This window comes from Campylobacter concisus (assembly GCF_002092845.1).
Taxonomy (GTDB): Bacteria; Campylobacterota; Campylobacteria; order Campylobacterales; family Campylobacteraceae; genus Campylobacter_A; species Campylobacter_A concisus_AQ.
Window position 1 is genome coordinate 1 of the sequence record NZ_LVXF01000005.1, and the last position, 23,448, is coordinate 23,448.

Annotated in this window: 22 protein-coding genes; 17 read left to right on the forward strand and 5 right to left on the reverse strand. The window is 39.9% G+C overall.

The window, feature by feature from the left end:
• The 3 genes from A3854_RS02240 to mraY form a co-directional block, all read right to left on the reverse strand.
• Positions 1 to 1,136: hypothetical protein (locus tag A3854_RS02240; RefSeq protein ID WP_141081821.1), on the reverse strand; the 1,136-nt coding region annotated here is incomplete at its 3' end.
• Between the two features lie 144 nt (positions 1,137 to 1,280).
• Positions 1,281 to 2,498: a UDP-N-acetylmuramoyl-L-alanine--D-glutamate ligase gene (murD, locus tag A3854_RS02245; protein ID WP_084041144.1), complete on the reverse strand. Its 1,218-nt coding sequence runs from the start codon at positions 2,496 to 2,498 to the stop codon at positions 1,281 to 1,283.
• An 8-nt stretch (positions 2,499 to 2,506) separates the two neighbouring features.
• On the reverse strand, positions 2,507 to 3,571 hold the full coding sequence (gene mraY, locus A3854_RS02250) for a phospho-N-acetylmuramoyl-pentapeptide-transferase (protein ID WP_084041145.1): 1,065 nt from the start codon (positions 3,569 to 3,571) through the stop codon (positions 2,507 to 2,509).
• A gap of 79 nt (positions 3,572 to 3,650) precedes the next feature.
• Here mraY and gpmI point away from each other — a divergent pair, with 79 nt between their 5' ends.
• The 6 genes from gpmI to argS are packed head-to-tail and all read left to right on the forward strand — an operon-like array spanning position 3,651 to position 9,857.
• On the forward strand, positions 3,651 to 5,114 hold the full coding sequence (gene gpmI, locus A3854_RS02255; protein ID WP_084041146.1) for a 2,3-bisphosphoglycerate-independent phosphoglycerate mutase: 1,464 nt from the start codon (positions 3,651 to 3,653) through the stop codon (positions 5,112 to 5,114).
• 4 nt (positions 5,115 to 5,118) lie between these two features.
• On the forward strand, positions 5,119 to 5,880 hold the full coding sequence (gene fliR, locus A3854_RS02260) for a flagellar biosynthetic protein FliR (RefSeq protein ID WP_084041147.1): 762 nt from the start codon (positions 5,119 to 5,121) through the stop codon (positions 5,878 to 5,880).
• Between the two features lie 57 nt (positions 5,881 to 5,937).
• Positions 5,938 to 7,380, forward strand: a complete 1,443-nt coding sequence (locus tag A3854_RS02265) for a hypothetical protein (RefSeq protein WP_084041148.1) — start codon at positions 5,938 to 5,940, stop codon at positions 7,378 to 7,380.
• Complete coding sequence (gmk, locus tag A3854_RS02270; protein WP_084041149.1) at positions 7,381 to 7,992, forward strand: guanylate kinase; 612 nt, start codon at positions 7,381 to 7,383, stop codon at positions 7,990 to 7,992.
• Between the two features lie 50 nt (positions 7,993 to 8,042).
• Positions 8,043 to 8,264, forward strand: coding sequence for a Sec-independent protein translocase subunit TatA/TatB (locus A3854_RS02275; RefSeq protein ID WP_084041150.1), 222 nt, complete (start codon positions 8,043 to 8,045; stop codon positions 8,262 to 8,264).
• A gap of 9 nt (positions 8,265 to 8,273) precedes the next feature.
• Entirely contained in the window at positions 8,274 to 9,857 is a 1,584-nt protein-coding gene (gene argS, locus A3854_RS02280) for an arginine--tRNA ligase (RefSeq protein WP_084041151.1), read from the forward strand.
• A 91-nt stretch (positions 9,858 to 9,948) separates the two neighbouring features.
• Here argS and A3854_RS02285 read toward each other — a convergent pair whose 3' ends face one another.
• Positions 9,949 to 10,884: a sugar transferase gene (locus tag A3854_RS02285; RefSeq protein ID WP_084041152.1), complete on the reverse strand. Its 936-nt coding sequence runs from the start codon at positions 10,882 to 10,884 to the stop codon at positions 9,949 to 9,951.
• Positions 10,885 to 10,987: 103 nt separating this feature from the next.
• Here A3854_RS02285 and A3854_RS02290 point away from each other — a divergent pair, with 103 nt between their 5' ends.
• Positions 10,988 to 11,971 carry a YeiH family protein gene (locus A3854_RS02290; RefSeq protein ID WP_084041153.1) on the forward strand — a complete coding sequence of 328 codons (984 nt, stop codon included), beginning with the start codon at positions 10,988 to 10,990 and terminating at the stop codon, positions 11,969 to 11,971.
• Here the strand turns inward: A3854_RS02290 and nadD are convergent.
• On the reverse strand, positions 11,955 to 12,836 hold the full coding sequence (nadD, locus tag A3854_RS02295; RefSeq protein ID WP_084041154.1) for a nicotinate (nicotinamide) nucleotide adenylyltransferase: 882 nt from the start codon (positions 12,834 to 12,836) through the stop codon (positions 11,955 to 11,957). The two genes, A3854_RS02290 and nadD, sit on opposite strands and share 17 nt — an antisense overlap.
• Positions 12,837 to 12,915: 79 nt before the next feature.
• Here nadD and gap point away from each other — a divergent pair, with 79 nt between their 5' ends.
• The 10 genes from gap to A3854_RS02340 all read left to right on the forward strand — a co-directional run bounded on the left by gap (position 12,916) and on the right by A3854_RS02340 (position 23,442).
• Positions 12,916 to 13,914 carry a type I glyceraldehyde-3-phosphate dehydrogenase gene (gene gap / locus A3854_RS02300; protein WP_084041155.1) on the forward strand — a complete coding sequence of 333 codons (999 nt, stop codon included), beginning with the start codon at positions 12,916 to 12,918 and terminating at the stop codon, positions 13,912 to 13,914.
• Between the two features lie 16 nt (positions 13,915 to 13,930).
• The gene (locus A3854_RS02305) at positions 13,931 to 15,133 is read left to right on the forward strand and encodes a phosphoglycerate kinase (RefSeq protein ID WP_084041156.1); all 1,203 of its coding nucleotides are present in this window, start codon (positions 13,931 to 13,933) and stop codon (positions 15,131 to 15,133) included.
• Positions 15,130 to 15,810, forward strand: coding sequence for a triose-phosphate isomerase (locus A3854_RS02310; RefSeq protein WP_084041157.1), 681 nt, complete (start codon positions 15,130 to 15,132; stop codon positions 15,808 to 15,810). The genes A3854_RS02305 and A3854_RS02310 overlap by 4 nt, the downstream gene beginning before the upstream one ends.
• Before the next feature lie 346 nt (positions 15,811 to 16,156).
• On the forward strand, positions 16,157 to 16,975 hold the full coding sequence (fabI, locus tag A3854_RS02315; RefSeq protein ID WP_072594460.1) for an enoyl-ACP reductase FabI: 819 nt from the start codon (positions 16,157 to 16,159) through the stop codon (positions 16,973 to 16,975).
• A 128-nt stretch (positions 16,976 to 17,103) separates the two neighbouring features.
• Positions 17,104 to 17,391, forward strand: coding sequence for a DUF2625 domain-containing protein (locus A3854_RS09755; RefSeq protein ID WP_257639862.1), 288 nt, complete (start codon positions 17,104 to 17,106; stop codon positions 17,389 to 17,391).
• The gene (locus tag A3854_RS09760; RefSeq protein WP_257639863.1) at positions 17,384 to 17,497 is read left to right on the forward strand and encodes a DUF2625 family protein; all 114 of its coding nucleotides are present in this window, start codon (positions 17,384 to 17,386) and stop codon (positions 17,495 to 17,497) included. The genes A3854_RS09755 and A3854_RS09760 overlap by 8 nt, the downstream gene beginning before the upstream one ends.
• A 652-nt stretch (positions 17,498 to 18,149) precedes the next feature.
• Positions 18,150 to 20,147: a TonB-dependent receptor domain-containing protein gene (locus A3854_RS02325; protein ID WP_084041158.1), complete on the forward strand. Its 1,998-nt coding sequence runs from the start codon at positions 18,150 to 18,152 to the stop codon at positions 20,145 to 20,147.
• A gap of 128 nt (positions 20,148 to 20,275) precedes the next feature.
• A complete protein-coding gene (locus A3854_RS02330; RefSeq protein WP_084041159.1) occupies positions 20,276 to 21,622 on the forward strand; it encodes an FAD-dependent oxidoreductase in 1,347 nt (448 codons plus the stop codon).
• A gap of 38 nt (positions 21,623 to 21,660) precedes the next feature.
• Positions 21,661 to 22,338: a DUF4272 domain-containing protein gene (locus A3854_RS02335; RefSeq protein WP_084041160.1), complete on the forward strand. Its 678-nt coding sequence runs from the start codon at positions 21,661 to 21,663 to the stop codon at positions 22,336 to 22,338.
• 45 nt (positions 22,339 to 22,383) lie between these two features.
• Positions 22,384 to 23,442, forward strand: coding sequence for an NAD-dependent epimerase (locus A3854_RS02340; protein ID WP_084041161.1), 1,059 nt, complete (start codon positions 22,384 to 22,386; stop codon positions 23,440 to 23,442).
• The last annotated feature ends 6 nt before the right edge of the window (positions 23,443 to 23,448 follow it).

Sequence of the window (23,448 nt, forward strand, 5' to 3'; positions counted from 1 at the left end):
GCTAGCACAACGGTAAATTCGCTCTTTTTAGGTTGAAAGACTCTAATAGGAGTCGTCATCTTCCTTGGACATAGCAAGAGTATATTTTCTTGTTTGTAAAATTCCTCCTCTCTTTGCCTTAAGAGCTTATTTATTCTTGAAGTATTTGAGGCATTTGAGCTGACTAAATTTACGCAGTATACGTTTTCAAGGTTAAAGATCTTTGTGCTTTGAGTGCTTAGTAAAGAATTTATCTTTGTAACAAATGGCTGAAATAAAGCCTCGCACTTTGATACATCTGATGCGTTTAAATTTGACTCATTTTCTTGAAGCTTCATAAATTCTAAATGAGTGACGTTTTGGATGATCTCTTTATTGTTTTGATTTTTTGATTTATATTTTGCTTTGGATATATTTAAATGACTAAAAACATCTATGCACTCGGCAAAATTAACATTTTGTTCATCACTTTCATAAAGCCCAAACTGATTTGAAATTTTTTCTCGCAAAAGAGATATTTTATTGCTTGCTTCATCACTAAAGCTCTCATATGCTAGCCAAAACCAAGCCTTAAAACGATTTTTGCTTTTGATGTAGCTTGCTAGGGATGGATCAATATTACTTTTTTTGCTGATATAAAGAAGTGCTAAAAGCGCGACATGCTCTCTTGAGATTTGACTGTTTTGTGTATCTGAAGTAAGTGAAACGGCTTGTAAATTTTTAAGTGGAGAGTTGTTTAATTTTTGATTTATCTCTTGGATTAGCGGCGTAAGCTTTTGCTCCAAGATGGTATTTAGCTGATCTTCCGAGCTAAATTCAAACTCAGGTAAAGTATCGGAACCTCCAGACTTTGCATAAGCCCCTTTTGCGGCATCATTTATCTTTTTAAAAAGTTCATCTGTGTCTATCTTTTCTATGGTAGTCTTACTCGTGGTGTTAGCAATAGTTTGCTTGATATCTTTTATGACTTTGTCTTTGTTATTTTTATAAATTTGAGCACAAATAAGTTCTATATCATCTTTTAGACTAAAGCCATATCCAATGAGTAGTTTGTTGTTAGATATAAATGGTCTGCTTATGTCATTGCCATATGAAAATTTTATGATATCTATTAAATTTCTTTTAAAATTTACATCATTTCTGGGCGTTAGAGGCATTAAACTTCCTTAGAAATTTTTGCTAAATATTAGCACAAACTTAAAAAGTATTCAACAATAAAACTTTATAGTAAAAATTTATGTCAAAAATATAAATTTGTATGTTTTTATTTTTGACAAGACTATTTAAAAGGGCTTGTAAATTTAAAGTGCCTTTATAAACTCTTTAAATTTATCGCCTCGCTCAGCATAACTCTTAAACTGATCAAGGCTCGCAGCTGCCGGGCTTAGAAGCGCTATCTCGCTGGTCTTTAGCTCTTTATTTATCTCATTGACAGCATTTTGCAAAAAGTCGCATTTTAAGGCTGGTATGCCAAATTTAGTCGCTAATTTCATGAGTTTGTCACTATTTGAGCCAATGGCGTAAATTTTTACTCTTAAACTCTTTAAGCCTTCAAAAAGTGGCGTCATATCAACACCCTTATCATCGCCACCAAGTATTAGATGTATGAAATGATCTTTGTAGCGTTTAACGGCCTGTATGCTCGCGTCTATGTTAGTCGCTTTTGTGTCATTGACCCAGATTCTGCCATTTTTATCGTTAAATTCCTCGAGCTTGTTTGCCTCGATGACGAAGGTATTTAAAAGCGCGACATCGCAGCGGTCAAATAAAATTTTCTCTACCGCAAGTGCTAGCAACGCGTCAAGCAAAAATGGCGTTTTGAAATTTATATCATCTATGCTTACACCGCAAAATTTAGCCAGATCGCTCTCATCTTTGTAAGCGATCACTTTTGCCTTTGTTGGTGTGCTGGCGTAAATTTCAGGCACGATCGCCACGCTACTTTCGCTCATGCTAGCAAGTGGCTTTAGCTTAGCCTTTTCGTATTCGCTCATGTCTCCATGCCAGCTTAAATGATCTGGAGTGATGGGCAAAAGCACGTAGATGCCAGGTGTAGCGCGGTTTGTGTAGTGCAGGGTAAATGAGCTAGTCTCAAGTATCCAAATTTTAGCGTACGGATCTAAATTTGCTAGTGCAATACCAACATTACCGCCCATGACTGAGCCCTTGCTCTCTAGTAGGTGCTGTGTCATCTTGGTTGTCGTAGTCTTGCCGTTTGTGCCACTTATCCAGATATTAAATGGCAGATTTTCTTTATAAATTTCATAAAAATAGTCATACTCGCTTACCAAATTTCTAGCTTTTTTAATAAGCTCGTGATGAGGCGGGATACCTGGGCTTGGTATCTCTAGGCCGCTTTTTGCTGGATCAAATTCGCTAACTGGCAAAAGGGTGTTGCCAAACTCATCTTTTGAAATTTCACTAAATTTATCATCATAGATATCCCAAAGGCCATCTTTTGTGAAATTTTTTGCGATCGCTTTTATCGTGCCACCGTAGCCAAATAGCGATTTTCTCATGGCTTTCCTTATCTGATCTTTAGCGCAGTTAATGCGATTAGATTTGCTAAAAGTGCGATGATCCAAAAGCGAACGATGATCTTATTTTCCGCCCAGCCTTTTATCTCAAAATGGTGATGTATAGGCGCCATGAGAAAAATTCTGCGTTTGAAAATTTTAAAGCTTCCCACTTGCAAGATGACGCTTAGGGTCTCAACGACAAATATGAGTCCGATGATAATGAGTAAGATTTCATTTTTGGTCGCAACACCCATAAAACCGATATATGCTCCAACGCTTAAGCTACCGCTATCGCCCATAAAGACTTCAGCTGGATGGCAGTTAAACCATAAAAAGCCCATCAATGAGCCAATTAGGGCTGAAGAGACAACAACGCTTTCACCAACACCTATGATCTTTGGCAAGAGTAAATATGAGCTAAAGACAGCGTGTCCGCAGATATAAGCAAAAACGCCAAGAGTTAGAAGCGAAAATATAGATGGCACAGTAGCTAGCCCGTCAAGCCCGTCTGTTAAATTTACTGAATTTGAAGCAGCGACTATGACCAGTGTCCAAAAGAAAATGGCAAAAATTTTTAAATCTAAAATAGGTTGCTTAAAAAAAGGTAGATAAAACTCGGTGCTAAGCTCGTGACTTGCATATAAAAAAACAGAAATTACAAAGGCTATTAAAAACTGAAAAAAGAGCTTTGCTTTTGGGCTTAGGCCGGCGTGATTTTTTGCTCCTAAAATTTTACTGTAATCGTCCTTGTAGCCAAGCAGCGTAAAGCAAACTAGGCAAAAGAGCGATGTTAAGACAAATGCGTTATCAAGCCTTGCGCAAATTACCGTGGAAAGTACGGCTGTGAAGACAAAGACAAGTCCGCCCATGGTTGGCGTTTTGGCCTTTTTTTGGTGAGTTTGTGGGGCAAGCTCGTAGATAGGCTGGGCGGCGTTTTTTGCCTTTGCCCAAGTGATAAATTTGGGCATCAAATAAGCTGTGAGTGTAAAAGCGATGAAAAAAGCGATACCAGCACGGACGGTGATGTATTGAAAGATATTAAAATTTAAAATTTCATAGATATAGTAAAACATGAGAGCCTTTATTTTTAAAAAAAGCAATTTTAGTATAATGGCCTTAAAAATTATCTAAAATTAAGGATAAATTTTCAAAATGAGTCAAAAAACTATTTTAATAATAACTGATGGTATTGGATTTAATAAAAGCGTTAAATTTAACGCATTTGAGGCGGCTAAAAAGCCAAATTACGAGAAATTTTTTAAAGAAATTCCAAACTCGCTCATAAAAACTTCTGGAAACGCTGTGGGACTACCTGAAGGGCAGATGGGAAACAGCGAAGTAGGGCATATGTGCATAGGAAGCGGACGAGTTTTGTATCAAAATTTGGTTAAAATTTCACGTAGTTTTGCCGATGGCTCGATAGCAGAAAACGAAGCGCTAAAAGCTCTTTTTAAAAAGTGCAAAAAGATCCACGTCATAGGGCTTTATAGTGATGGCGGCGTGCACTCACATATGGAGCATTTTGACGGTATGTGTGAGCTTGCTAGCAAAAATGGCTGCGAAGTTTTTGCCCATGCTATCACCGACGGACGCGATGTTAACCCAAATAGCGGTATAAATTTTATAAAAAGCTTGGAGGCTAAATTTAAGGTAGCTACCGTTTGTGGAAGATTTTACGCGATGGATAGAGATAAACGCTGGGAGCGCGTAAAAGAGGCCTATGATAGCTTGGTAAATGGAGCAAATTTAAGTAGCTTAATGCCAAGTGAGTATCTACAAAAAAGCTACGATGAGGGCGTAACAGATGAGTTTGTAAAGCCAGCGAGCTTTAATGGCTTTAAAGGCATAGGCGAAGATGACGGCGTGATTGTAATAAATTTTAGAAATGATAGAGCAAGAGAGATATGCCAGGCTCTAGGCGAGGAGAAATTTAGCGAGTTTGAGCGACCTTTTGCTATCAAAAATCTAATCACCATGACCGAATACGACGCAAATTTTAAATTTGAAGTGCTATTTAAAAATGAAAAGATAAAAAATACCCTAAGCGAGGTGATAGCAGCGGCTGGGCTAAGGCAGCTTCACACGGCTGAGACTGAAAAATACGCCCACGTAACATTTTTCTTTAATGGTGGCGTCGAAGAATTAGCCAGCAACGAAACGAGGGTGCTCATCCCTAGTCCAAAAGTAAAAACCTACGACGAAAAGCCAGAGATGAGCGCTGCTGAGGTTTGCAAAGCCGTGCTAAAAGGTATGGATGACGAGCAAGACTTTATCGTGGTAAATTTCGCAAATGGCGATATGGTGGGGCACACTGGCAACTACGAGGCCGCTATAAAAGCAGTCGAAGCAGTGGATGCAGCTCTTGGAGAGATTTACGCCAAAGCAAAAGAGAAAAACTACGCTATGATCATCACGAGCGATCACGGAAACTGCGAAGAGATGCGTGATAGCAGCGGTGAGCTACTGACAAACCACACGACTTATGATGTCTTTTGTTTTGTGATGGCTGATGGTGTAAAAAAAGTAAAAAACGGCGGTCTAAACAATATCGCTCCTAGTGTTTTAAAGATCATGGGGCTTGAAATTCCAGCTGAGATGGACGAGGCGTTAATATAAAATAATGGAGCTAGTCGAGTTTTTTGGAGCGGATAAAGTCATAACCTTTATGCTCCTTTTTGCACGTCTTAGTGGGCTTATCGTATTTTTTCCATTCTTTTCTCACAATCAAATCCCGCTTAGCGTAAAAACTTTGCTAGTTTTTGCTCTTTGTGTTGTGCTTTTTCCGCTCTCACACGCCCATGAGCACGCTATAAATTTTTTGATTATGGAAATTTTAAGTGAGGCCATGCTCGGACTTTGTGCTGGACTTTTGCTAAATATCGTTTTTGCCATACTTCAAATGGCTGGCGAGCAGATCTCGATGATTATGGGTTTTTCGATGGCTTCAGTGCTTGATCCGCAAACTGGTACAAATTCGCCAGTGATCGCAAATATTCTAAATTTTATCGCGCTTCTTGCATTTTTGATGCTTGATGGACACCATTTAATATTACAGTTTTATTCCACTTCACTTTCAGCTATACCGCTTGGAGATTTTTATCCAAGGAGTGGTGTGATGAGCTACACTCTAAAGCTTTTTGGCAATCTTTTTATGTTTGGATTTGTTCTAGCTTTTCCTATTATTGCGCTTTCTATACTTTCGGATGCTATTTTTGGCATGCTTATGAAAACTATGCCACAATTTAACCTATTGGTCGTTGGTTATCCTATTAAGGTAAGTATTGGCTTTTCGGTTTTGATAGCTATTTTAGCTGGCATTATAAAAATCATAACTGATATGATGGTGCAGATTTTAAACGATATGCCAGCACTATTTTTTTAAGTAAATAGCAATGAAATTTATCATAAAATACAGCCTCAAGCTCTTCAAGGAGGGATTATGAAAGTTGCACTTGTAAATAAAAACCCAGCAGTTTCTCGCCTTATAACGTTAAGTTTAAATAAGCTAGGCATAGAATATAGCGAATTTGACGATATTAATAGTGTTGGAGATCAATTTGATTATATTATCATCGATAGTGATATGGATAGCAGCGATGTTAATTTAAATCAAAAGATAATGTATCTAGCACCTAGAGGCGGTGAAAAGCCAGATTTTGCTGATGTTATGCTTGAAAAGCCCTTTTTACCAACAGAATTTATTAGTTTATTTGAACAAAACAAAAATACTGACAATGATAAAGAACTTGAGCTTGGACTAGATGAGCCTGCAAATTTTAATGACTTTGACGAAAGCAATAAAAACTTTGATGATTTAGAAAATTTTGAGCTTCCAGAAATTGATATGGGTCTTGAAAATTTAACAAAAGAAGATGATGAAGCAGAGAATTTTGATAATGAGGCTTTAGACGATGAGTTTTTAAAAGAGGAGCTAAGTGAACTAGAGACCGAGGATTTAAAGGATAAAGATATCAGTTTTGATGAAACAGACACTGAACTCATAGATGATGATATTATAAATGACATAGCTAGCAAATATATGGCTGATTCAGAAGATATGGATAAATCCTTAGAGCAAAACAATGAGCTGCCTGTGATAAAAGAAGAGCATAGCAATGACTTTGATGAGCTTAGTTCACTTGTGGATGAGATAGATGATATGGGTGAGAGCGACTTGGCTGATGAAGAGGCTAAAAACGAGCTTGATAAAATGGTCGAGCAAAATTCTCAAAATTTAGAAACTGCCGAGCTTAATGAAGATTTTGTAGATGATATAAGTCAAAGTAAAAAAGAGCTCAGCGAGATCGAGTCTTTGGATAAAGAGCTAAACGAAGAATCTAGCGAAGATAGCGAAAATTTTGATGAGCTAGAGACAGATTTTGGCAATGATGAAAATTTTGAGCCTGAAAGCAGCGAGGCAAATTTGATAGATGAAGCTAGCCAAAATTTAGAGGAAGATAGAGATGAAGAATCTACCAAAGAAGCAGAGGAAATTTCTTTGGGCGAAGATATAGACCTTGAAAAAGAGCCAGCTAAAGAAGATCATGAAGAAATTTCTGAAGAAGTCCTTGCTCAAGAAGATCTATGTATGGTAGATGAGGTATTTGAGGAAGAAAATTTTAAAGAAGAGACGTTGGGTAGCCCAAATTTTGATGTAGCGTCTATTGAAGAAATAGATGAAAATACGATGCAAGCAGCATTTGGATTAAATAATGCGCTACAAACTAGCTCATGCGATGAAACAAAAATCGATGCTGACTATAAAGAAGAGCTAACCAAAAAGATCACAAAACACGTCCATGAGTCGTTAAATGAAAGCTCGCTAAGAGATGTGCTAAAAGATATGAACATAAAGATAAATATAAGTTTTGAGGAAAAGTAGTTGCAAGGACAAATTTTAGTAGTTTCTGGGCCTAGTGGAAGTGGGAAAAGTACGCTTTTGGGCCGTCTTTTAAAGGAAGAGAAGGATCTTTATTTTTCTATTTCAAGCACGACAAGGGCAAAAAGAGAAGGCGAAGTCGATGGAGTTGATTACTATTTTATAAAAGAAGATGAGTTTAAAAGCGGCATAGAAAAGGGCGAATTTTTAGAGTGGGCGCAGGTGCATAAAAACTATTATGGAACGAGCCTAAAGCCTGTTTTGGCAGCACTTGAGGCTGGGAAGATAGTTATATTTGATATTGATGTGCAAGGCTTTCATATCGCACTTGAAAAATTTAAAAGCTACATAACTTCAGTTTTTATCACGACTGCAAATAAAAAAGAGCTTAAAAAACGCTTGAAAAACCGCGGAACTGATAGCGATGAAACGATAGAAAATCGCCTAATGAACGCAGTTGGTGAGATGGAGCACATCTTAGAATATGATTATTTTTTAGTAAATGACGACATTGAAAAGAGTTATAAAGGCCTAAAATCAATTCTTAGAGCGATGAGGTTAAAAAGTACGAAAATAGACTTAAGACGCGTTATTGATGAGTGGATAGATTGCTAGAAATTCAGGAATTTATGATAACATTTTGAAAAATTTATTGAGGAGAAAAAATGGGTTCTTTTAGTATTGGTCACTGGCTAGTTGTTTTAGCGATTATTGTTTTACTTTTTGGAGCAAAGAAGATCCCAGAACTTGCAAAAGGACTAGGCAAAGGCATAAAGACTTTTAAGGCTGAGATGGAAGATACAACACCTGAAAAAAGTGAGAAAGTCGAGCATAAAGAAGAGAATACCAATAGTCAAAAAATAGAAGAAACAACTAAAAACGCATAGGTTTTAGAGTTGAAAAATAAAATAAAAACTGAAATTTCAAAGGTTTTAGAGCGTGAATTTGTGCTTGAAAAGCCAAAGGATAAAAATTTAGCCCACTATGCTACGCCACTTTTTAGCCTCGCAAAGGAGCTAAGAAAGTCTCCAGCTATGATAGCTAGCGAGTTTGCCGATAAATTTGGTGATAACAAAATAGTTGAAGCTAGTGCAGTAAGTGGCTACTTAAATTTCAAGCTAAAAAGCGAGTTTTTAGATGAAATTTCAAAGCAAATTTTGCTAGATAGCGAAAATTTTGCAAAAGAAGATGCGAAAAAAAATAGCTATTTAATAGAATACATCAGTGCAAATCCAACTGGACCACTTCACATCGGACACGTTAGAGGTGCAGTTTATGGTGATACTTTGGCAAGACTTGGTAAAAGACTTGGCTACGCTATCTCAACAGAATACTATATAAACGATGCTGGTAATCAAATCGACCTGCTTGGCACTTCTATATCGCTTGCGGCAAAAGAGCAGCTTTTTAATGAAAGCATCGTCTATCCAGAGAAATACTACCGCGGAGATTATATTTTAGATATTGCTAGGCTTGCAAATGAGAAATTTGGCAAGGAAATTTTTTATGACGAGAGCAGAAATCTCGAGCTTGCCGAGTTTGGCAAGGATATCGTGCTTGAGATCATTAAAAAAGATTTAGCGGACGTTGGGATATTTATAGAGAGCTGGGCTAGTGAGAAGGCTCTTTATGATGGCCTAGAGCCAACTATAAACAAGCTAAAACGTTCAAATCAAATGTACGAAAAAGAGGGCGCTACTTATATCGCTTCGACCACACTTGGCGATGATAATGATAGGGTTGTGGTTAGAAATGACGGCAGACCGACATATCTAGCTGGTGACATCATTTATCATAATGCTAAATTTGAGAAAAATTTTGACCACTACATAAACATTTGGGGTGCTGACCATCACGGATATATCGCAAGGTTAAAGGCTGCGATAAATTTTCTTGGATACGATGAAAATAAGCTTGAAGTAATACTTATGCAGATGGTTAGTCTGCTAAAAGATGGTAAGCCATACAAGATGAGCAAGCGCGCTGGTAATGCTGTACTGATGAGCGATATCGTAAGTGAGATCGGTGCTGAGGCGCTTAGATTTATCTTTATAAGCAAGGCAAACACAAGTAATTTGGAATTTGACGTGGATGAGCTTAAAAAAGAAGATAGCTCAAATCCTATCTTTTATATAAACTATGCTCATGCTAGGATAAATCAAGTCTTTGCAAAGGCTGGGAAAAATGTTCAAGATGTAATCAATGCAAACTTTGAATGCCTAGATGAAAATGCTAAAAATTTACTTTTTGAGGCGCTAATCTTACCTGAAATTTTAGAGGATGCTTTTATCTCAAGGCAGCTTCAAAAGATCCCAGACTATCTGAAGTCGCTGGCTGCTAGCTTTCATAAATTTTATAATGAAAACCGTGTGGTTGGAAACGAAAACGAAGATAGCTTGCTAAAAGTTTTTGCAGTTGTCGCTATCTCGATAAAAACAGCATTTAATATAATGGGAATTACAGCTAAAGATAGGATGTAGAATTTACATTTATTTTGGCTAAAAGCAACAAAATTAAATTTGAAAAAATGTTTATTTAAAAATATCTCAAACTCATGATGCTCTTGAGAATTTAAACACCTTTTTTCTCAAATACAATTGCAATAGTTTTTACTATGATCTTTATCTCCAGCCAAAGCGACCAGTGTTTGATGTAGTAAAGATCATACATTAGTTTTTGTTTGGCGTCGTGTGTATTTGAGCCATAAGGGTAGTTTACCTGCGCCCAGCCAGTAATCCCTGGGCGAACGATGTGGCGTTCATTGTAGTAAGGGATCTCTTTTTCAAAGAAATTTATCCAGTGTCTTCGCTCAGGCCTTGGACCTATCAGATGCATTTGTCCTCGAAAGACATTTATACACTGCGGCACCTCGTCTATACGAGTTTTTCGCATAAATTCGCCAAATTCAAACACTCTCTCATCATTTTCACTAGCAAATTTTGCCCCATCTTTCTCGGCATTTTCCATCATCGAGCGAAATTTTATACACTCAAATTCCTTGTTATCTAGCCCAACTCTACTTTGTAAAAAGTAAAGACTTCCAGGCGATTGCTCGTCTATCTTTCTTTTTACATAAAATTTTAGGCCAAAAAGCAAGATAAAAAGTATTAAGCAGCTTGCATAATCGATCATTCGCTTCAGTGCGTAATCAAAGGCACCATAAGGCCTTATCTCATCTAAAAAATTAAGATTTTCCCCATTTTCTGGGATATAACATTTGTGCAGATAAATTTCTAAAAAATTCTCTACATTTAAAAATTTTATCTTTTTATACTTCGTTTTAAACTGCAAAAGCGTGAGAAATCTAACCAATTTACTATCAACTGGCTTTGCGGTATTTAGTACGATCAGCCTTTGATCACCTGATTTTATGAGATTTTCTAGTGCGCTTCGTAAGGCCTTTGCGTCGCTATTTTCATGGGATAAAAAATTTACTTGACCAAATTTCTTTCTAAGCCTTTCTAGTTCTAGGCTGGTAAAAGCATATTTTTCGCCAAGGATGATCATAGTCCTATCCCTTTATCTTTATTTTAAATTTGCATTATAAAATTCGTCTAATTATACCCAAACGTGCTAATTGCATTTTTAAAAAATAGATTAAGGTTAAAATATGTCTCATAAATTTTTCGCTGTGCTTGTTTTAGCGCTGATCTCTGCCATTTCTTTTGCGCTCTCAAACACGATTTTAGCTAAATTTCACACCAGCCCGCTCATCATCTCTATCGTTTTAGGTGCCATTTTTGCAAATCTTTTTATCAAACAAACTCAAATTTTAAAAAGTAGTGGCGTCGTAGCGATCGCTGGGAAGCAAATTTTAAGGCTTGGTATCATACTTTTTGGCTTTAATATAAGCCTTAGCGAGATCGCAAGTGTCGGCACTCTTGGCGTGATATATGCAGCTTTTATGGTATTTGCGACCTTTTGCTTTGCGCTTTTTACTGCTAAAGCCTTGGGGCTTAGCAAAGATAGTGCTGTGCTCATTGGCTCAGGGGCTAGCATTTGCGGCGCAGCTGCTGTTGTGGCTACGCAAAATGAGATAAAAGCAGACGCAAACAAGCTTGCTATCGCCATTTGCACGGTAGTGCTCTTTGGGACGATCGGGATGTTTATCTATCCATTTATCGCTAAATTTTTAGCTCTCACACCGCACCAAACCGGCTTTTTTATAGGTGGCTCACTTCACGAAGTAGCCCATGTAGTTGCAGCTTCAGCAGTATTTGACAGCACAGCAAGTAGCACTGCCGTCATCATAAAAATGCTTCGCGTGATCATGCTCGTGCCATTTTTGTTCTTGCTAAATTTCTTAAATTTAAGCCAAAATAGCGGTGGCTCGAAGCTAAAGAGCATACCTTGGTTTGCGCTATTTTTCTTAGTGGCGATCTGCGTTAGATCTTTGCCATTTTTCCCTGAAAATTTGGTGCAAATTTTAAAGCTAGCAGCTAGCATCTGCCTTTGCGTTGCGATGTGTGCTTTGGGGTTTGGGATAGATAGGAGTATATTTAAAGCGACGGGCAAAAAGCCATTTTTGTTAGCATTTTTTATATTTTTATGGCTTATTTGCTCTTCGCTTATATTTGTTAAGACTCTTTGCTAGTTTTTAGCTTTTGCAAAAACTCTTCGATGTTGTATTTTGCCCTGTAGGCTGGGCTTAAAAGATGTATCAAAATGTCGCCAAGGTCCATCACGATCCAATCAGGTGAACTCTCCGTGCCTATAAATTTCTCTCCAAGAGGCTTAAGCTCCTCTTTTAGATCCTCACTCAGTGAGTAAGCGTGCCTCTCGCCAAGCGTTGTAGCGATAACTACGGCTTTTACAAAATAATCATCTCCACTCATATCAAACACTTGTATCTCTTCAGCCTTTTTTGCATCTAAAACCTTAACTATACTTTCGGTGCGCTCTTGCATCGATCTCTCTTGCATCTTTAATCCTTGGTAAAAATTTATAATCTCATCTTTTATCTCGCTAGGCAGCTCATCAAGCCCCTTTTGGTGCCTGATCTGCGACGAGCTAACATCCACGTGCACGTCCATTTTTTGTAAATTTTGCGGAATTTCTATGTGATTGCGCTTGGCGATCACAAACTGCACTAAGCTTTTTAGCTCCTCATATCCATGCCACTTATCAAGCGTGGCTAGGTGGTCTGCGCCTATTATGAGATAAAATTTCTCTATCTTAAATTTCTCATACAAATACTTAACCGTCTCTATGGTAGGCACAGGGCGAGCTAAATTTATCTCATAGTCTGAGATCTCGACCTTCTCTAGGCCGCCCCAAATTTCTCTTATCCACTTTAGGCGAAGCTCTGGCGGAGCTGAAAATTCGCTCTTAAAGGGACTTATAAAAGTTGGCATGATGATGAGCTTGTCGATGTCAAGGCCGCTTAGTGCCATTTTCACAATGCTATCGTGTCCTAAATGAACCGGATCAAAGCTCCCGCCAAAAAGTGCTAACTTCATCTATTAAAGTGCCTTGTTTATATTTGTTTTAAAATTCTTTTTTGTAGAATTAGGCGTAATTATATCAAAAGGAGCTAAGATGTCAGTTAAAGTAGCAATAAACGGCTTCGGGCGTATCGGCAGGTGCGCTGCTCGTATTATTTTAGAGCGAGACGACGTTGAGCTTGTCGCTATCAACGACACGGCGACGCGCGACATGACGCGCTATCTGCTCAAATACGACAGCGTGCACGGCGAATTTAAGCAAGACGTTAAGGTGATAAGCGACGATTTTATAGAAGTAAACGGCAAAAAGATAAGAGTTTTTTCAACAAGGGATCTAAACGAGCTTAGCTACGCAGACTACGGTGCGGACGTGGTTTTGGAGTGTACGGGTAAGTTTTTGACCACTGAAAAGTGCGAGCCCTATCTAGCTCGTGGCATCAAAAAAGTCGTCATGAGCGCTCCGGCAAAAGACGATACGGCGACATTTGTAGTCGGCGTAAACGACGATAAATACGCAGGCGAAGCGATCGTCTCAAACGCAAGCTGCACCACAAACGGCCTAGCTCCAGTGGCAAAGGTGCTAAATGATAAATTTGGCATCGTAAAGGGGCTAATGACTACGATCCACGCATATACAAATGGTCAGAGCTTAGTTGATGTAAAAGCTAAAGATTTTCGCCGCTCACGTGCAGCAGCGCTAAATATCGGACCTACGACCACCGGAGCCGCAAAGGCGATCGCAAAAGTACTTCCAGAGTTAAACGGCAAGATGCACGGCCAAAGCGTGCGCGTACCGGTAGCTAACGTTTCTATGGTCGATCTAACGGCGGTGTTAAAAAGACCTGCTAGTAAAGAGGAGATAAACGAGGCGTTTAGAGCGGCTGCTGAGTCGAATTTGAAGGGAATTTTATTCGTCGATGACGATTATAGGGTTAGTAGCGACTTTTGCACGAGCGCATACAGCAGCATCGTGGCTAGCGACACTACGCAGGTGATCGCCGATGATATGGTGAAGGTCTTTGCGTGGTACGACAACGAGTGGGGCTACTCAACAAGGCTTGTGGATCTAGCTAAGATCGTGGCTACGAAGTAAATTTAAAGGGCTAAAAATGAGTGATATTTTATCGATCAACGACCTTGAGCTTAATGGTGCAAAAGTCTTTATAAGGTGCGATTTTAACGTGCCGATGGACGAGTTTTTAAACATCACCGACGACCGCCGTATCCGCTCGGCGATACCAACAATCCGCTACTGTCTAGATAACGGCTGCAGCGTGGTTTTGGCCAGCCATCTAGGACGTCCGAAAAACGGCTTTGAGGAGAAATTTTCGCTGCGAGGCGTGGCAAAGAGGCTTTCAAGGCTACTTGATAGAGACGTGATATTTGCCGAGGACGTCGTCGGTGCGGACGCCAAGGCTAAAGTCGCCACGCTAAAACCGGGCGAAATTTTACTTCTTGAAAATTTACGCTTTGAAAAGGGCGAAACCAAAAACGATGAAGCTTTGGCAAAAGAGCTTTCAGAATTTGGTGAATTTTACATAAACGACGCGTTTGGCGTCTGCCACAGGGCGCACAGCTCGGTCGAGGCGATCACTAAATTTTACGACGAGAAGCACAAGGCGGCGGGATTTTTGCTACAAAAAGAGATAAATTTCGCCCAAAATCTAATCAAACACCCTGCGCGTCCGTTCGTTGCGGTCGTCGGCGGTAGCAAGGTAAGCGGTAAACTGCAAGCCCTGCATAACCTGCTTCCGCGCGTAGATAAGCTGATCATCGGCGGCGGCATGGCGTTTACGTTTTTAAAATCGCTCGGCGAAAATATCGGAAACTCGCTGCTTGAAGAAGACCTCATCGAGGACGCGCGCGAAATTTTACGCAAGGGCAGGGAGCTTGGCGTTAAAATTTACCTGCCGGTAGACGTCGTCGCAGCCCAGACCTTTTCGGCAGAAAGCGCCGTAAAATTCGTCCCCGCTCAAGAGATACCGAGCGGCTGGATGGGGCTAGATATCGGGCCGGCGTCCATTAGGCTATTTAAAGAGGTCATCGCCGACGCGCAAACCATCTGGTGGAATGGGCCGATGGGCGTTTTTGAGATGGATAAATTTAGCAAAGGTAGCATCAAAATGAGCCACGCTATCATCGACACTCACGCGACTACGGTTGTTGGCGGCGGCGATACGGCCGACGTAGTAGAGCGCGCGGGAGACGCCGACGAGATGACCTTTATCTCTACGGGCGGCGGTGCTAGTTTGGAGCTAATAGAGGGCAAAGAGCTACCCGGCATAAAACCGCTTAGAAAGGCTATAGAGTGAGGTTTTTAGCAAATTTAAAGTGCAATCACACGAGAGCGAGCTTTGCTAAATACGCTCAAATTTTAGATGCAAATTTAAGCGCAAACGACGATGTTACGGTATTTCCTCCGTTTAGCGCGCTTGATCTTGCGGCTCATAAATTTAAACTCGGTGCGCAAAATTTCTACCCGTGCGAAAGCGGCGCTCACACCGGCGAGATCGGCAAGGCGATGCTGGACGAGTTTGGCGTAAAAAGCGTGCTGATCGGGCATTCCGAACGGCGCAAGCTAGGCGAGGGCGAGGAGCTTTTGCGCGCTAAATTCGACTTTGCTGTAAAGGTGGGCTGGCAGATCGTCTACTGTATCGGCGAAAATTTGAGCGTGAACGAAGCTGGCGGCACGAAGGAGTTTTTGGCTGAACAGCTAAAAAATATCGACCTTGGCTACGAGCGGCTACTGATCGCCTACGAGCCCGTGTGGGCGATAGGCACGGGCAAGAGTGCGAGTACGGAGCAGATAGAGGAGATTTTAAATTTTATCCGCGAGCAGACGAGAGCGCCGCTACTTTACGGCGGTAGCGTAAATGTCGCAAATATCGGCGGGATAGCGGGTATTAAAAACTGCGACGGGGTTTTAGTAGGTACGGCAAGCTGGGATGCTTCTGGTTTCTTGGAACTTATTAGCGCGTCATCTCGCTGACGTCTTTAAATGATTTTGTAAATTTCGCCCTGCGACAGACTACATGCCTAGTCTTTGGACGAAAATTACTTCTTCTATTTATAGCTACAAGCGTAGTGAAGTAGAAAACATTTAAATCCGCCTAGCGATATTTCCACTTGTCGATTCGCGTTTAGAATTTGACGTTTTGTTAAATTTGGATTGCAAAATTTTAAGTCGATTAGTCAAGGCAAAATTTAAAAATAAGCAGAGTAGGCATATATTTTTTGAGTATTGCTTTTAAAATTTTAACGAAAGATAACTCTGCTTGCAGCTGTAAGCTTGTGAAGTAGAAAAAGTTAAGTAGCTTTAATAAAAAGGAGAACAAATGATACTAAAAGGTAAAAAAGGTCTAATAGTAGGCGTTGCGAACGCCAAATCTATCGCTTATGGCATTGCAAAAGCTTGCTGCGATCAAGGTGCGCAGATGGCATTTACCTACCTAAACGATGCTCTTAAAAAGCGCGTAGAGCCGATCGCAGAGGAGTTTGGTAGCAAATTTGTCTACGAACTTGATGTGAATAATCAAGCACATTTAGATGGACTTGCAGGTCAAATCAAAAAAGACCTTGGCGAGATCGATTTTGTTGTGCATGCAGTGGCTTACGCACCAAAAGAAGCGCTTGAGGGCGAGTTTGTAAATACGACAAAAGAGGCATTTGATATAGCGATGGGCACTAGTGTTTATTCGCTACTAAGCCTTACTCGCGCGGTTTTGCCAGTGCTAAAAGAGGGTGGTTCGGTGCTAACTCTTACATACCTTGGCGGACCAAAATTTGTGCCACACTACAACGTAATGGGCGTTGCCAAAGCAGCACTTGAGAGCTCAGTTCGCTACCTAGCACATGACCTTGGCGCTAAAAACATCCGCGTAAATGCGATCAGTGCAGGTCCTATCAAAACACTTGCCGCAAGCGGAATAGGCGACTTTAGGATGATTTTACGCTACAACGAAGTAAATAGCCCGCTAAAACGCAACGTTACTACCGAAGACGTCGGCAACAGCGCGATGTATCTGCTTAGCGACCTAGCTAGCGGCGTAACAGGCGAGGTTCACTACGTAGACTGCGGCTACAACATCATGGGTATGGGCGACGTGGCTACCGACGCCGAAGGCAACACGATCCTAGCTTGGGATGCAAAATAATCCTCTAATACAAATTTGGCGGGGTGACTCGCCAAAATCTTCTTTTAAATTTAATCAAATTTATCGCAAGAATTCGCAATGAGAGCTTTAGATGAGCTTATAGATGCAAATGAGCCAGGCTTGGGAGCTTGGTCGAAGAACGGCTAAATAAGCTAAAAATGGGTGAAATTTTACTGCGTGATGAGAGCAGGGCGCAAAGCGAGCTTTTAGGGCTTCAGGTAGCTACTTGCTCACCGATGGGAGCGCTTGTTTATGGGTGCGGTGGCATCGTGATGGATGAAGATTGGCTGTGTATGCTTGGCTCAGGATGCGAGCAGATGAAGTGCAAAATTTACAGCTTTAACCTTGGCAAAAACTTTAGCGAGGTAGACAAACGTCTAGCTATTTGCTCTCATGGCAAACGATGTTTTGTGTAAATTTTTCGCGATAAACGGCGGCGCTTTTCGTGGCAAAGCCGGCAATGTCTTTTACTGCGCGTCAGATAGCAGTAAGTTGGAAGATACACAGCTTAGCTACTCGTAGTTTTTACTGGGTGCTTTGCGACGATATATCTAAATTTTACAAGCTTTGTCACTAGGATGGCTGGCCTGAGGATGTAAGAAATTTTAGCCTTGATAAGGTGATGTTTGCATTGCTACCGATACTTTGGCAAGACACCAACGTAAGTCTAAGACTAAAAAATATGAAAAAGGATGATATTTGCATGAATGAATTTTTCATTTTTGCCTTCAATGGCGTCTAGTAAATTTATATGATACTTCCAGCAGATCCAAGAGTTTTGCTCTATCTTATTTAAAATTTATAAAATTTTTTCATAATCTACTTAAGAGTGTTTATAAAAAAAATTCTGAGCGCTAAAAAAGTAAAATTTATTTTAGATTTCTTAAGCTTTTCTTGATAAAAATTATCTACAAAATTTAAGAATTTTTATACTTGTAATAATTTTCTATTAAAAATTAACCTTATTTACTACCTTGATAAAATTATATAATTTCGTCCTTTATTTCGATATTTAATTAATTTATTAGATAATTAAAATTTAAAAATAGTTTATATTTTTACCAAAAAAACTCAAAAATTTATCCAAAATTTATACTTAAAATTATAATATTCAATCTCAAAATTATGCTATAAAATTAAAATAGTAATTTTAATAACCAAATTAGGAGAAAATATGAGATTTAAAAGCTTATTTAAACTCTCTCTTGTAGCAAGCATAGCAGTTTATGCAAATGGGGCAGACGAGAGCGTATTAAGCGGAGTTGAGGTAACAAGTAGCAGTGGCGGATACGGCGTTGATGACATCAAAATTTCAACCAGAAATGCTGGCCTAGTAAAAGACGTGATGAGAGATATTCCTGGTGTTTATGTGGGTGGCACAAACGGCATGAATCAAAAAATTTACATGAGAGGCGTAAGTGATCGCGGTCTAAATATCACGATAGATGGTGCGAAACAAAATGGAAATACTTTTCACCATAACGCCGACTTGCTTATAGATCCGGATCTTATAAAAGCAGTCGATGTCGAGGTTGGCTCAAGATCAGTGGTAAACGGCTCAGGCGCGCTTGGCGGCTCGGTCGCCTTTAAAACGGTGGATGCAAAAGACTTGCTAGAAAGTGGCGAAATCATCGGCGCAAAAATCAAAACGGGCTACGCTTCAAACAACGATGAATTTTCGCAAGGCCTTATGCTCTTTACTGCTCCAGTTGAGGGGCTTGATTTTATAGCAGCTATTAATCACAAGGGCTACGACTACGGCAAAAGTGGTAATAACAGAAGGATAGGTGGCGACGGAAATGACCTTAGCTATCTTTTAAAGCTTGGTTATAGCTTCCTCGATGCACATAGAATTTCTATCTCAAGAGAGCATAATGAGTTTAAGGGCATTTACCCTTTAAGAGCAGAATTTGGTAGCTGGCATACAAGTAATGACTATCGCAAATACGAGAGAGATACAACAACGCTAAAATACGAGTATATGCCAAGTGATCTTCTAAATTTAGACGTGACAGCTTACAACACAAGACACCAAAGGATTGATGATTCAAAATGGGGTGTAGAGACAAATGGTATAAATGCAAAGGCTAAAAGCGTAGTTGAGACCGGCGCTTTGACGCAGACGCTTAGATATGGCGCTGAGTTTTACCAAAGTAAAAATTTTAACAAACCAGACAACCACTACCCTGAAAAGGTAAATAACTACTCAATCTATGCAGAAGATGCGCTAAATTTTAACTCGCTAACTGTTACTCCAGGCATTAGATACACTCGTCATGAGCTAAAAAGCTATGATGGTAGAGCCGGAAACGTAAAGAGTTATACCTATAAATTTAACGAATTTACCCCGGCGCTTGCGCTCGACTATGAGATCCTTAAAGGACTTAACGCATTTGCAAGCTATGCGAGGGTCTTTAGAGGACCTGATGTAATGGAGTCGATGATGGCGAGTGGAAGAGGCAGAAGCGGAGCTTTAAACTGGGCGGCAAATAAAGACCTAAAAGCGACAACTGGCAACAGCTATGAGACTGGTCTTAAATACCATGGCGACATAAGCGAAGCCAGCTCATATAGCTTATCTGCAAAATACTTCATGACAAAATATAAAAATTTAATAGTCGATAACAATGCAGCAGGTGGTGGTGTAAATCAAACTCTAGTCAGGATAAACGCTGGTGGGGCTGATATAAGCGGCGTCGAGCTACTTGCAAGGCTAAATTTAGACGCACTAAGCCTAGCTGCTAGCTATACTCACCAAAAGGTAAAATATAAAGATAGGGTCGCTAAACCAAATGGCACCTACTACACCTCAAACATCATCGGCTACCGCGATCAGGGCGATAAATATACGTTTAACGCCGAGTATGCATTTTCTAGCATCGATACGCTAATAGGCTATAACTTAATCTACTTCGCTTCAAAAAATACCGTCTCAGCTGGCGACGATACAAATGTCAAGATACCAAGCTACGCAGTTAGCGACATCTACGCTAGCTATGCGCCAAGCAGTGGTAAATTTAAAGGGCTAGAGATAAATGCTGGAATTTACAACCTCTTTAATAAAACTTATGCTTCGCAGTCTCAAAGAACGGCTGATTATACAGGCGATCCAAAATATGTAGACTGGGAGCCAGGTAGAAATTTCAAAGTAAACGTATCTTATAAATTTTAACTTCAAGGCAAGGTGAGAACCTTGCCAAATTTTTCTTTTATATAAAAATTCTAGCTTTTTTCATCATGCTGTTTGTTTTAAAATTAATATAGTATCATTTTGGCGACTAAACTTTTTTGGGAGAAAAAATGAGGCAGAAGCACTTTGAGGTGGTAATTGTCGGAGCAGGCATTAGTGGGACGGCGCTCTTTTATGAGTTGGCTGCATTTAGCGACATAAAAAAGGTCGCACTTTTAGAAAAATATGACGGTGTAGCTACTCTAAATTCAAACGGCAAAGGCAACTCACAAACCATTCATTGTGGCGATATCGAGACAAACTACACACTAGAAAAGGCAAAAAAAGTCTCTCGTGTGGCAAATATGCCAGTAAAATATGCTCTAAAATACAATCTTGATGGCAAGTATATGTTCGCTCATCAAAAGATGGCACTAGCTATCGGAGATGCCGAAGTAGAGCGCATGAAAGAGAGATATGAGAGTTTTAGAGAGCTTTTTCCTTATCTTGAAATTTATGACAAAGAGAAGTTAAAACAGATCGAGCCAAACGTCGTTTTTGATGCAAATGGCAATGAGAGGCCAGAAAATATCATCGCCATAGGCACGCAAAATGGGCAGTTTACGACGATGGACTTTGGTGGCTTAGCAAACTCACTTGTGCAAAATGCGCTAAATTTAGGCGCAGATGGCTACGAGATCAGCCTAAACTCAGAAGTAACTGATATAAAAAAGGCGGGTGATACATTTCACATAAAGATAAATGATGGCGAGGTGATCACTGCAAACTACGTTGTAGTAGATGCTGGAGGACATTCGCTATTTTTGGCTCACAAAATGGGTTATGGGCTTCATCTTAGCACATTGCCCGTTGCTGGAAGCTTTTATTTCGCAAAAAAACGCCTGCTAAATGGCAAAGTCTATATGGTACAAAACGATAAGCTGCCATTTGCCGCTCTTCACGGCGATCCAGATATCCTAGCTAACGGAAACACTCGCTTTGGACCAACAGCTCTAGTCATACCAAAACTAGAGAGATACCACGGCTGTTCAAGCTTTTTTGACTTTTGTAAATGCCTAAAATTTGATAAAAATGTCTTTGAAGTCTTTACAAATCTCTTAAAAGATAGCGACATCAGATCTTATATTTTAAGAAATTTCTTATTTGAAGTGCCATTTATCAATAAAAAAGAATTTGTAAAAGACGCTAGAAAGATCGTGCCAAGCCTAAGTGAAAACGATCTGAGCTATGCTGTAAATTTTGGTGGCGTAAGACCACAAGTTATCGACCGTAATAAAAAGTGCCTTGAGCTTGGCGAGGGCAAGATAAGCACAGGCGAGGGAATAAGCTTTAATATGACTCCAAGTCCTGGGGCTACGAGTTGCTTTGAAATAGCAAGAACTGATATGATCGAAGCCTGTAAATTTTTAGGTAAAAATTTTAACGAAGAGAAATTTAATGCCGAGTTTTTTGGATAAAAATAGGAGTGTTTGATATTTTTAAAAAAGGTGCGGATATGCTAAAAACAGCGCAACAAAGAAAAGATGAGAGTATAAAAATTTTAAAAAAAGAGGGCGTGGCTGTGCTTGAGAGCCTGCCACTAAGGTATGACAATAGTGAAGTTACGCCAAGAAGCGTTGATGAGATCATTGCTCGTGCGGTTTGCTCATTTACAGCGATCATGTGTGCTTGCACTATCCGCGACAATGGCCACTTAAGCGAAGATGAGATAGCCTGGGCTAAAGACTTTTTGGGCGATTTTTATGGCGATCTAAGTGTAAAAGAAAAAGAGGTCGTAGAGGGCAGGGCTGATATAAATTTGGCCGTAAATATGGGCTGGAAGTATGAGTCGCTTTGGATCTTGCTTTGGGCACTTGGCATAGCTGAAGATATCGGTAAGATGGATAAAATTTGTGACTGTGATTTTGTGATGGATGTCTTTAGAGAGGGCGGACTAAAAAAGCGCTCAAAACCACGCAGTTTGGATAAAATTTTAAGCAAGCTTGACCTAGTTTATCGCTATCACTGGGCGTGTGTGGACGCAAGGATAAATGGTAAAAAGGTTGCTGGACTTGACGAAGAGGTCGTTATGGAAAGACGTGCAGGGCTTGAGTGGCTATGCTGCAAAGGGCAAGAAAATGACGACTTAAGAGCTGAATTTAACGCTTGGGACTACCCTGATCTAAATACGTAAATTTATATTTTTGCACTAAAATAAGCCAAAAATGAAAGGAAAAATATGAAAATTTTAGTAACTGGAACAGCTGGATTTATAGGATTTCACCTTGCAAATGCCCTTGTGGCGCGCGGAGATGAGGTTGTTGGGTATGACGTGATAAATGACTATTACGACGTAAATTTAAAACTTGCACGCCTAAAAACGGCAGGCTTTGACGTGAGCGAGATAGACTATGGCAAGCTTATCGTCTCAAAAACGCATCCAAATTTAAAATTTATAAAAGCAGACCTCGCTGATGAAAAGACTATGAAAGAGCTTTTTGCTAAAGAAAAATTTGACGTAGTGGTAAATTTAGCCGCACAAGCAGGCGTTCGCTACTCGCTTATAAACCCAAAAGCTTACATAGACAGCAATATCATGGGTTTTATGAACATCCTAGAATGCTGCCGTCACAATGAGATTAAAAATTTAGTCTATGCAAGCTCTAGCTCGGTTTATGGACTAAATGAGAACATGCCGTTTTCTACGCATGAGGCGGTAAATCACCCTATAAGCCTCTACGCAGCGACCAAAAAGAGCAACGAGATGATGGCACACACTTATAGCCATCTATTCAACGTACCAACGACTGGACTTCGCTTTTTTACGGTGTATGGACCATGGGGACGCCCTGATATGGCGCTATTTTTGTTTGTTGATGCAGCGCTTAAAGATAAAACCATTGACGTCTTCAACTACGGCAAGATGAAGCGTGACTTTACCTACGTGGACGATATTGTAAAGGGCATCATTAAGTGCATCGATAATCCTGCAAAACCTAATCCAAATTGGGATGCAAAGCACCCAGACCCTGCCACCTCAAAAGCGCCGTTTAAGGTCTATAATATCGGTAACAACAGCCCAGTCGAGCTCATGGACTACATTAAGGCGGTTGAGATAAAGATCGGCCGTGAGATCAAGAAAAATTTCCTCCCACTTCAAGCAGGCGACGTACCAGCGACATTTGCTGATGTGAGCGACTTGGTGGCCGACTTTGACTACAAGCCAAATACAAAAGTAAATGACGGCGTGGCTAAATTTGTTGAGTGGTACTGTGAGTTTTACGGAGTTAAGATTTAAGGAAAG

Excerpts from the sequence above, each read along its gene's own strand:
- murD (WP_084041144.1), bottom strand. The coding sequence starts at position 2,498 with ATGAGAAAATCGCTATTTGGCTACGGTGGCACGATAAAAGCGATCGCA.
- mraY (WP_084041145.1), bottom strand. The coding sequence starts at position 3,571 with ATGTTTTACTATATCTATGAAATTTTAAATTTTAATATCTTTCAATAC.
- gpmI (WP_084041146.1), top strand. The coding sequence starts at position 3,651 with ATGAGTCAAAAAACTATTTTAATAATAACTGATGGTATTGGATTTAAT.
- fliR (WP_084041147.1), top strand. The coding sequence starts at position 5,119 with ATGGAGCTAGTCGAGTTTTTTGGAGCGGATAAAGTCATAACCTTTATG.
- A3854_RS02265 (WP_084041148.1), top strand. The coding sequence starts at position 5,938 with ATGAAAGTTGCACTTGTAAATAAAAACCCAGCAGTTTCTCGCCTTATA.
- A3854_RS02275 (WP_084041150.1), top strand. The coding sequence starts at position 8,043 with ATGGGTTCTTTTAGTATTGGTCACTGGCTAGTTGTTTTAGCGATTATT.
- A3854_RS02285 (WP_084041152.1), bottom strand. The coding sequence starts at position 10,884 with ATGATCATCCTTGGCGAAAAATATGCTTTTACCAGCCTAGAACTAGAA.
- A3854_RS02290 (WP_084041153.1), top strand. The coding sequence starts at position 10,988 with ATGTCTCATAAATTTTTCGCTGTGCTTGTTTTAGCGCTGATCTCTGCC.
- nadD (WP_084041154.1), bottom strand. The coding sequence starts at position 12,836 with ATGAAGTTAGCACTTTTTGGCGGGAGCTTTGATCCGGTTCATTTAGGA.
- gap (WP_084041155.1), top strand. The coding sequence starts at position 12,916 with ATGTCAGTTAAAGTAGCAATAAACGGCTTCGGGCGTATCGGCAGGTGC.
- A3854_RS02305 (WP_084041156.1), top strand. The coding sequence starts at position 13,931 with ATGAGTGATATTTTATCGATCAACGACCTTGAGCTTAATGGTGCAAAA.
- fabI (WP_072594460.1), top strand. The coding sequence starts at position 16,157 with ATGATACTAAAAGGTAAAAAAGGTCTAATAGTAGGCGTTGCGAACGCC.
- A3854_RS02325 (WP_084041158.1), top strand. The coding sequence starts at position 18,150 with ATGAGATTTAAAAGCTTATTTAAACTCTCTCTTGTAGCAAGCATAGCA.
- A3854_RS02330 (WP_084041159.1), top strand. The coding sequence starts at position 20,276 with ATGAGGCAGAAGCACTTTGAGGTGGTAATTGTCGGAGCAGGCATTAGT.
- A3854_RS02335 (WP_084041160.1), top strand. The coding sequence starts at position 21,661 with ATGCTAAAAACAGCGCAACAAAGAAAAGATGAGAGTATAAAAATTTTA.
- A3854_RS02340 (WP_084041161.1), top strand. The coding sequence starts at position 22,384 with ATGAAAATTTTAGTAACTGGAACAGCTGGATTTATAGGATTTCACCTT.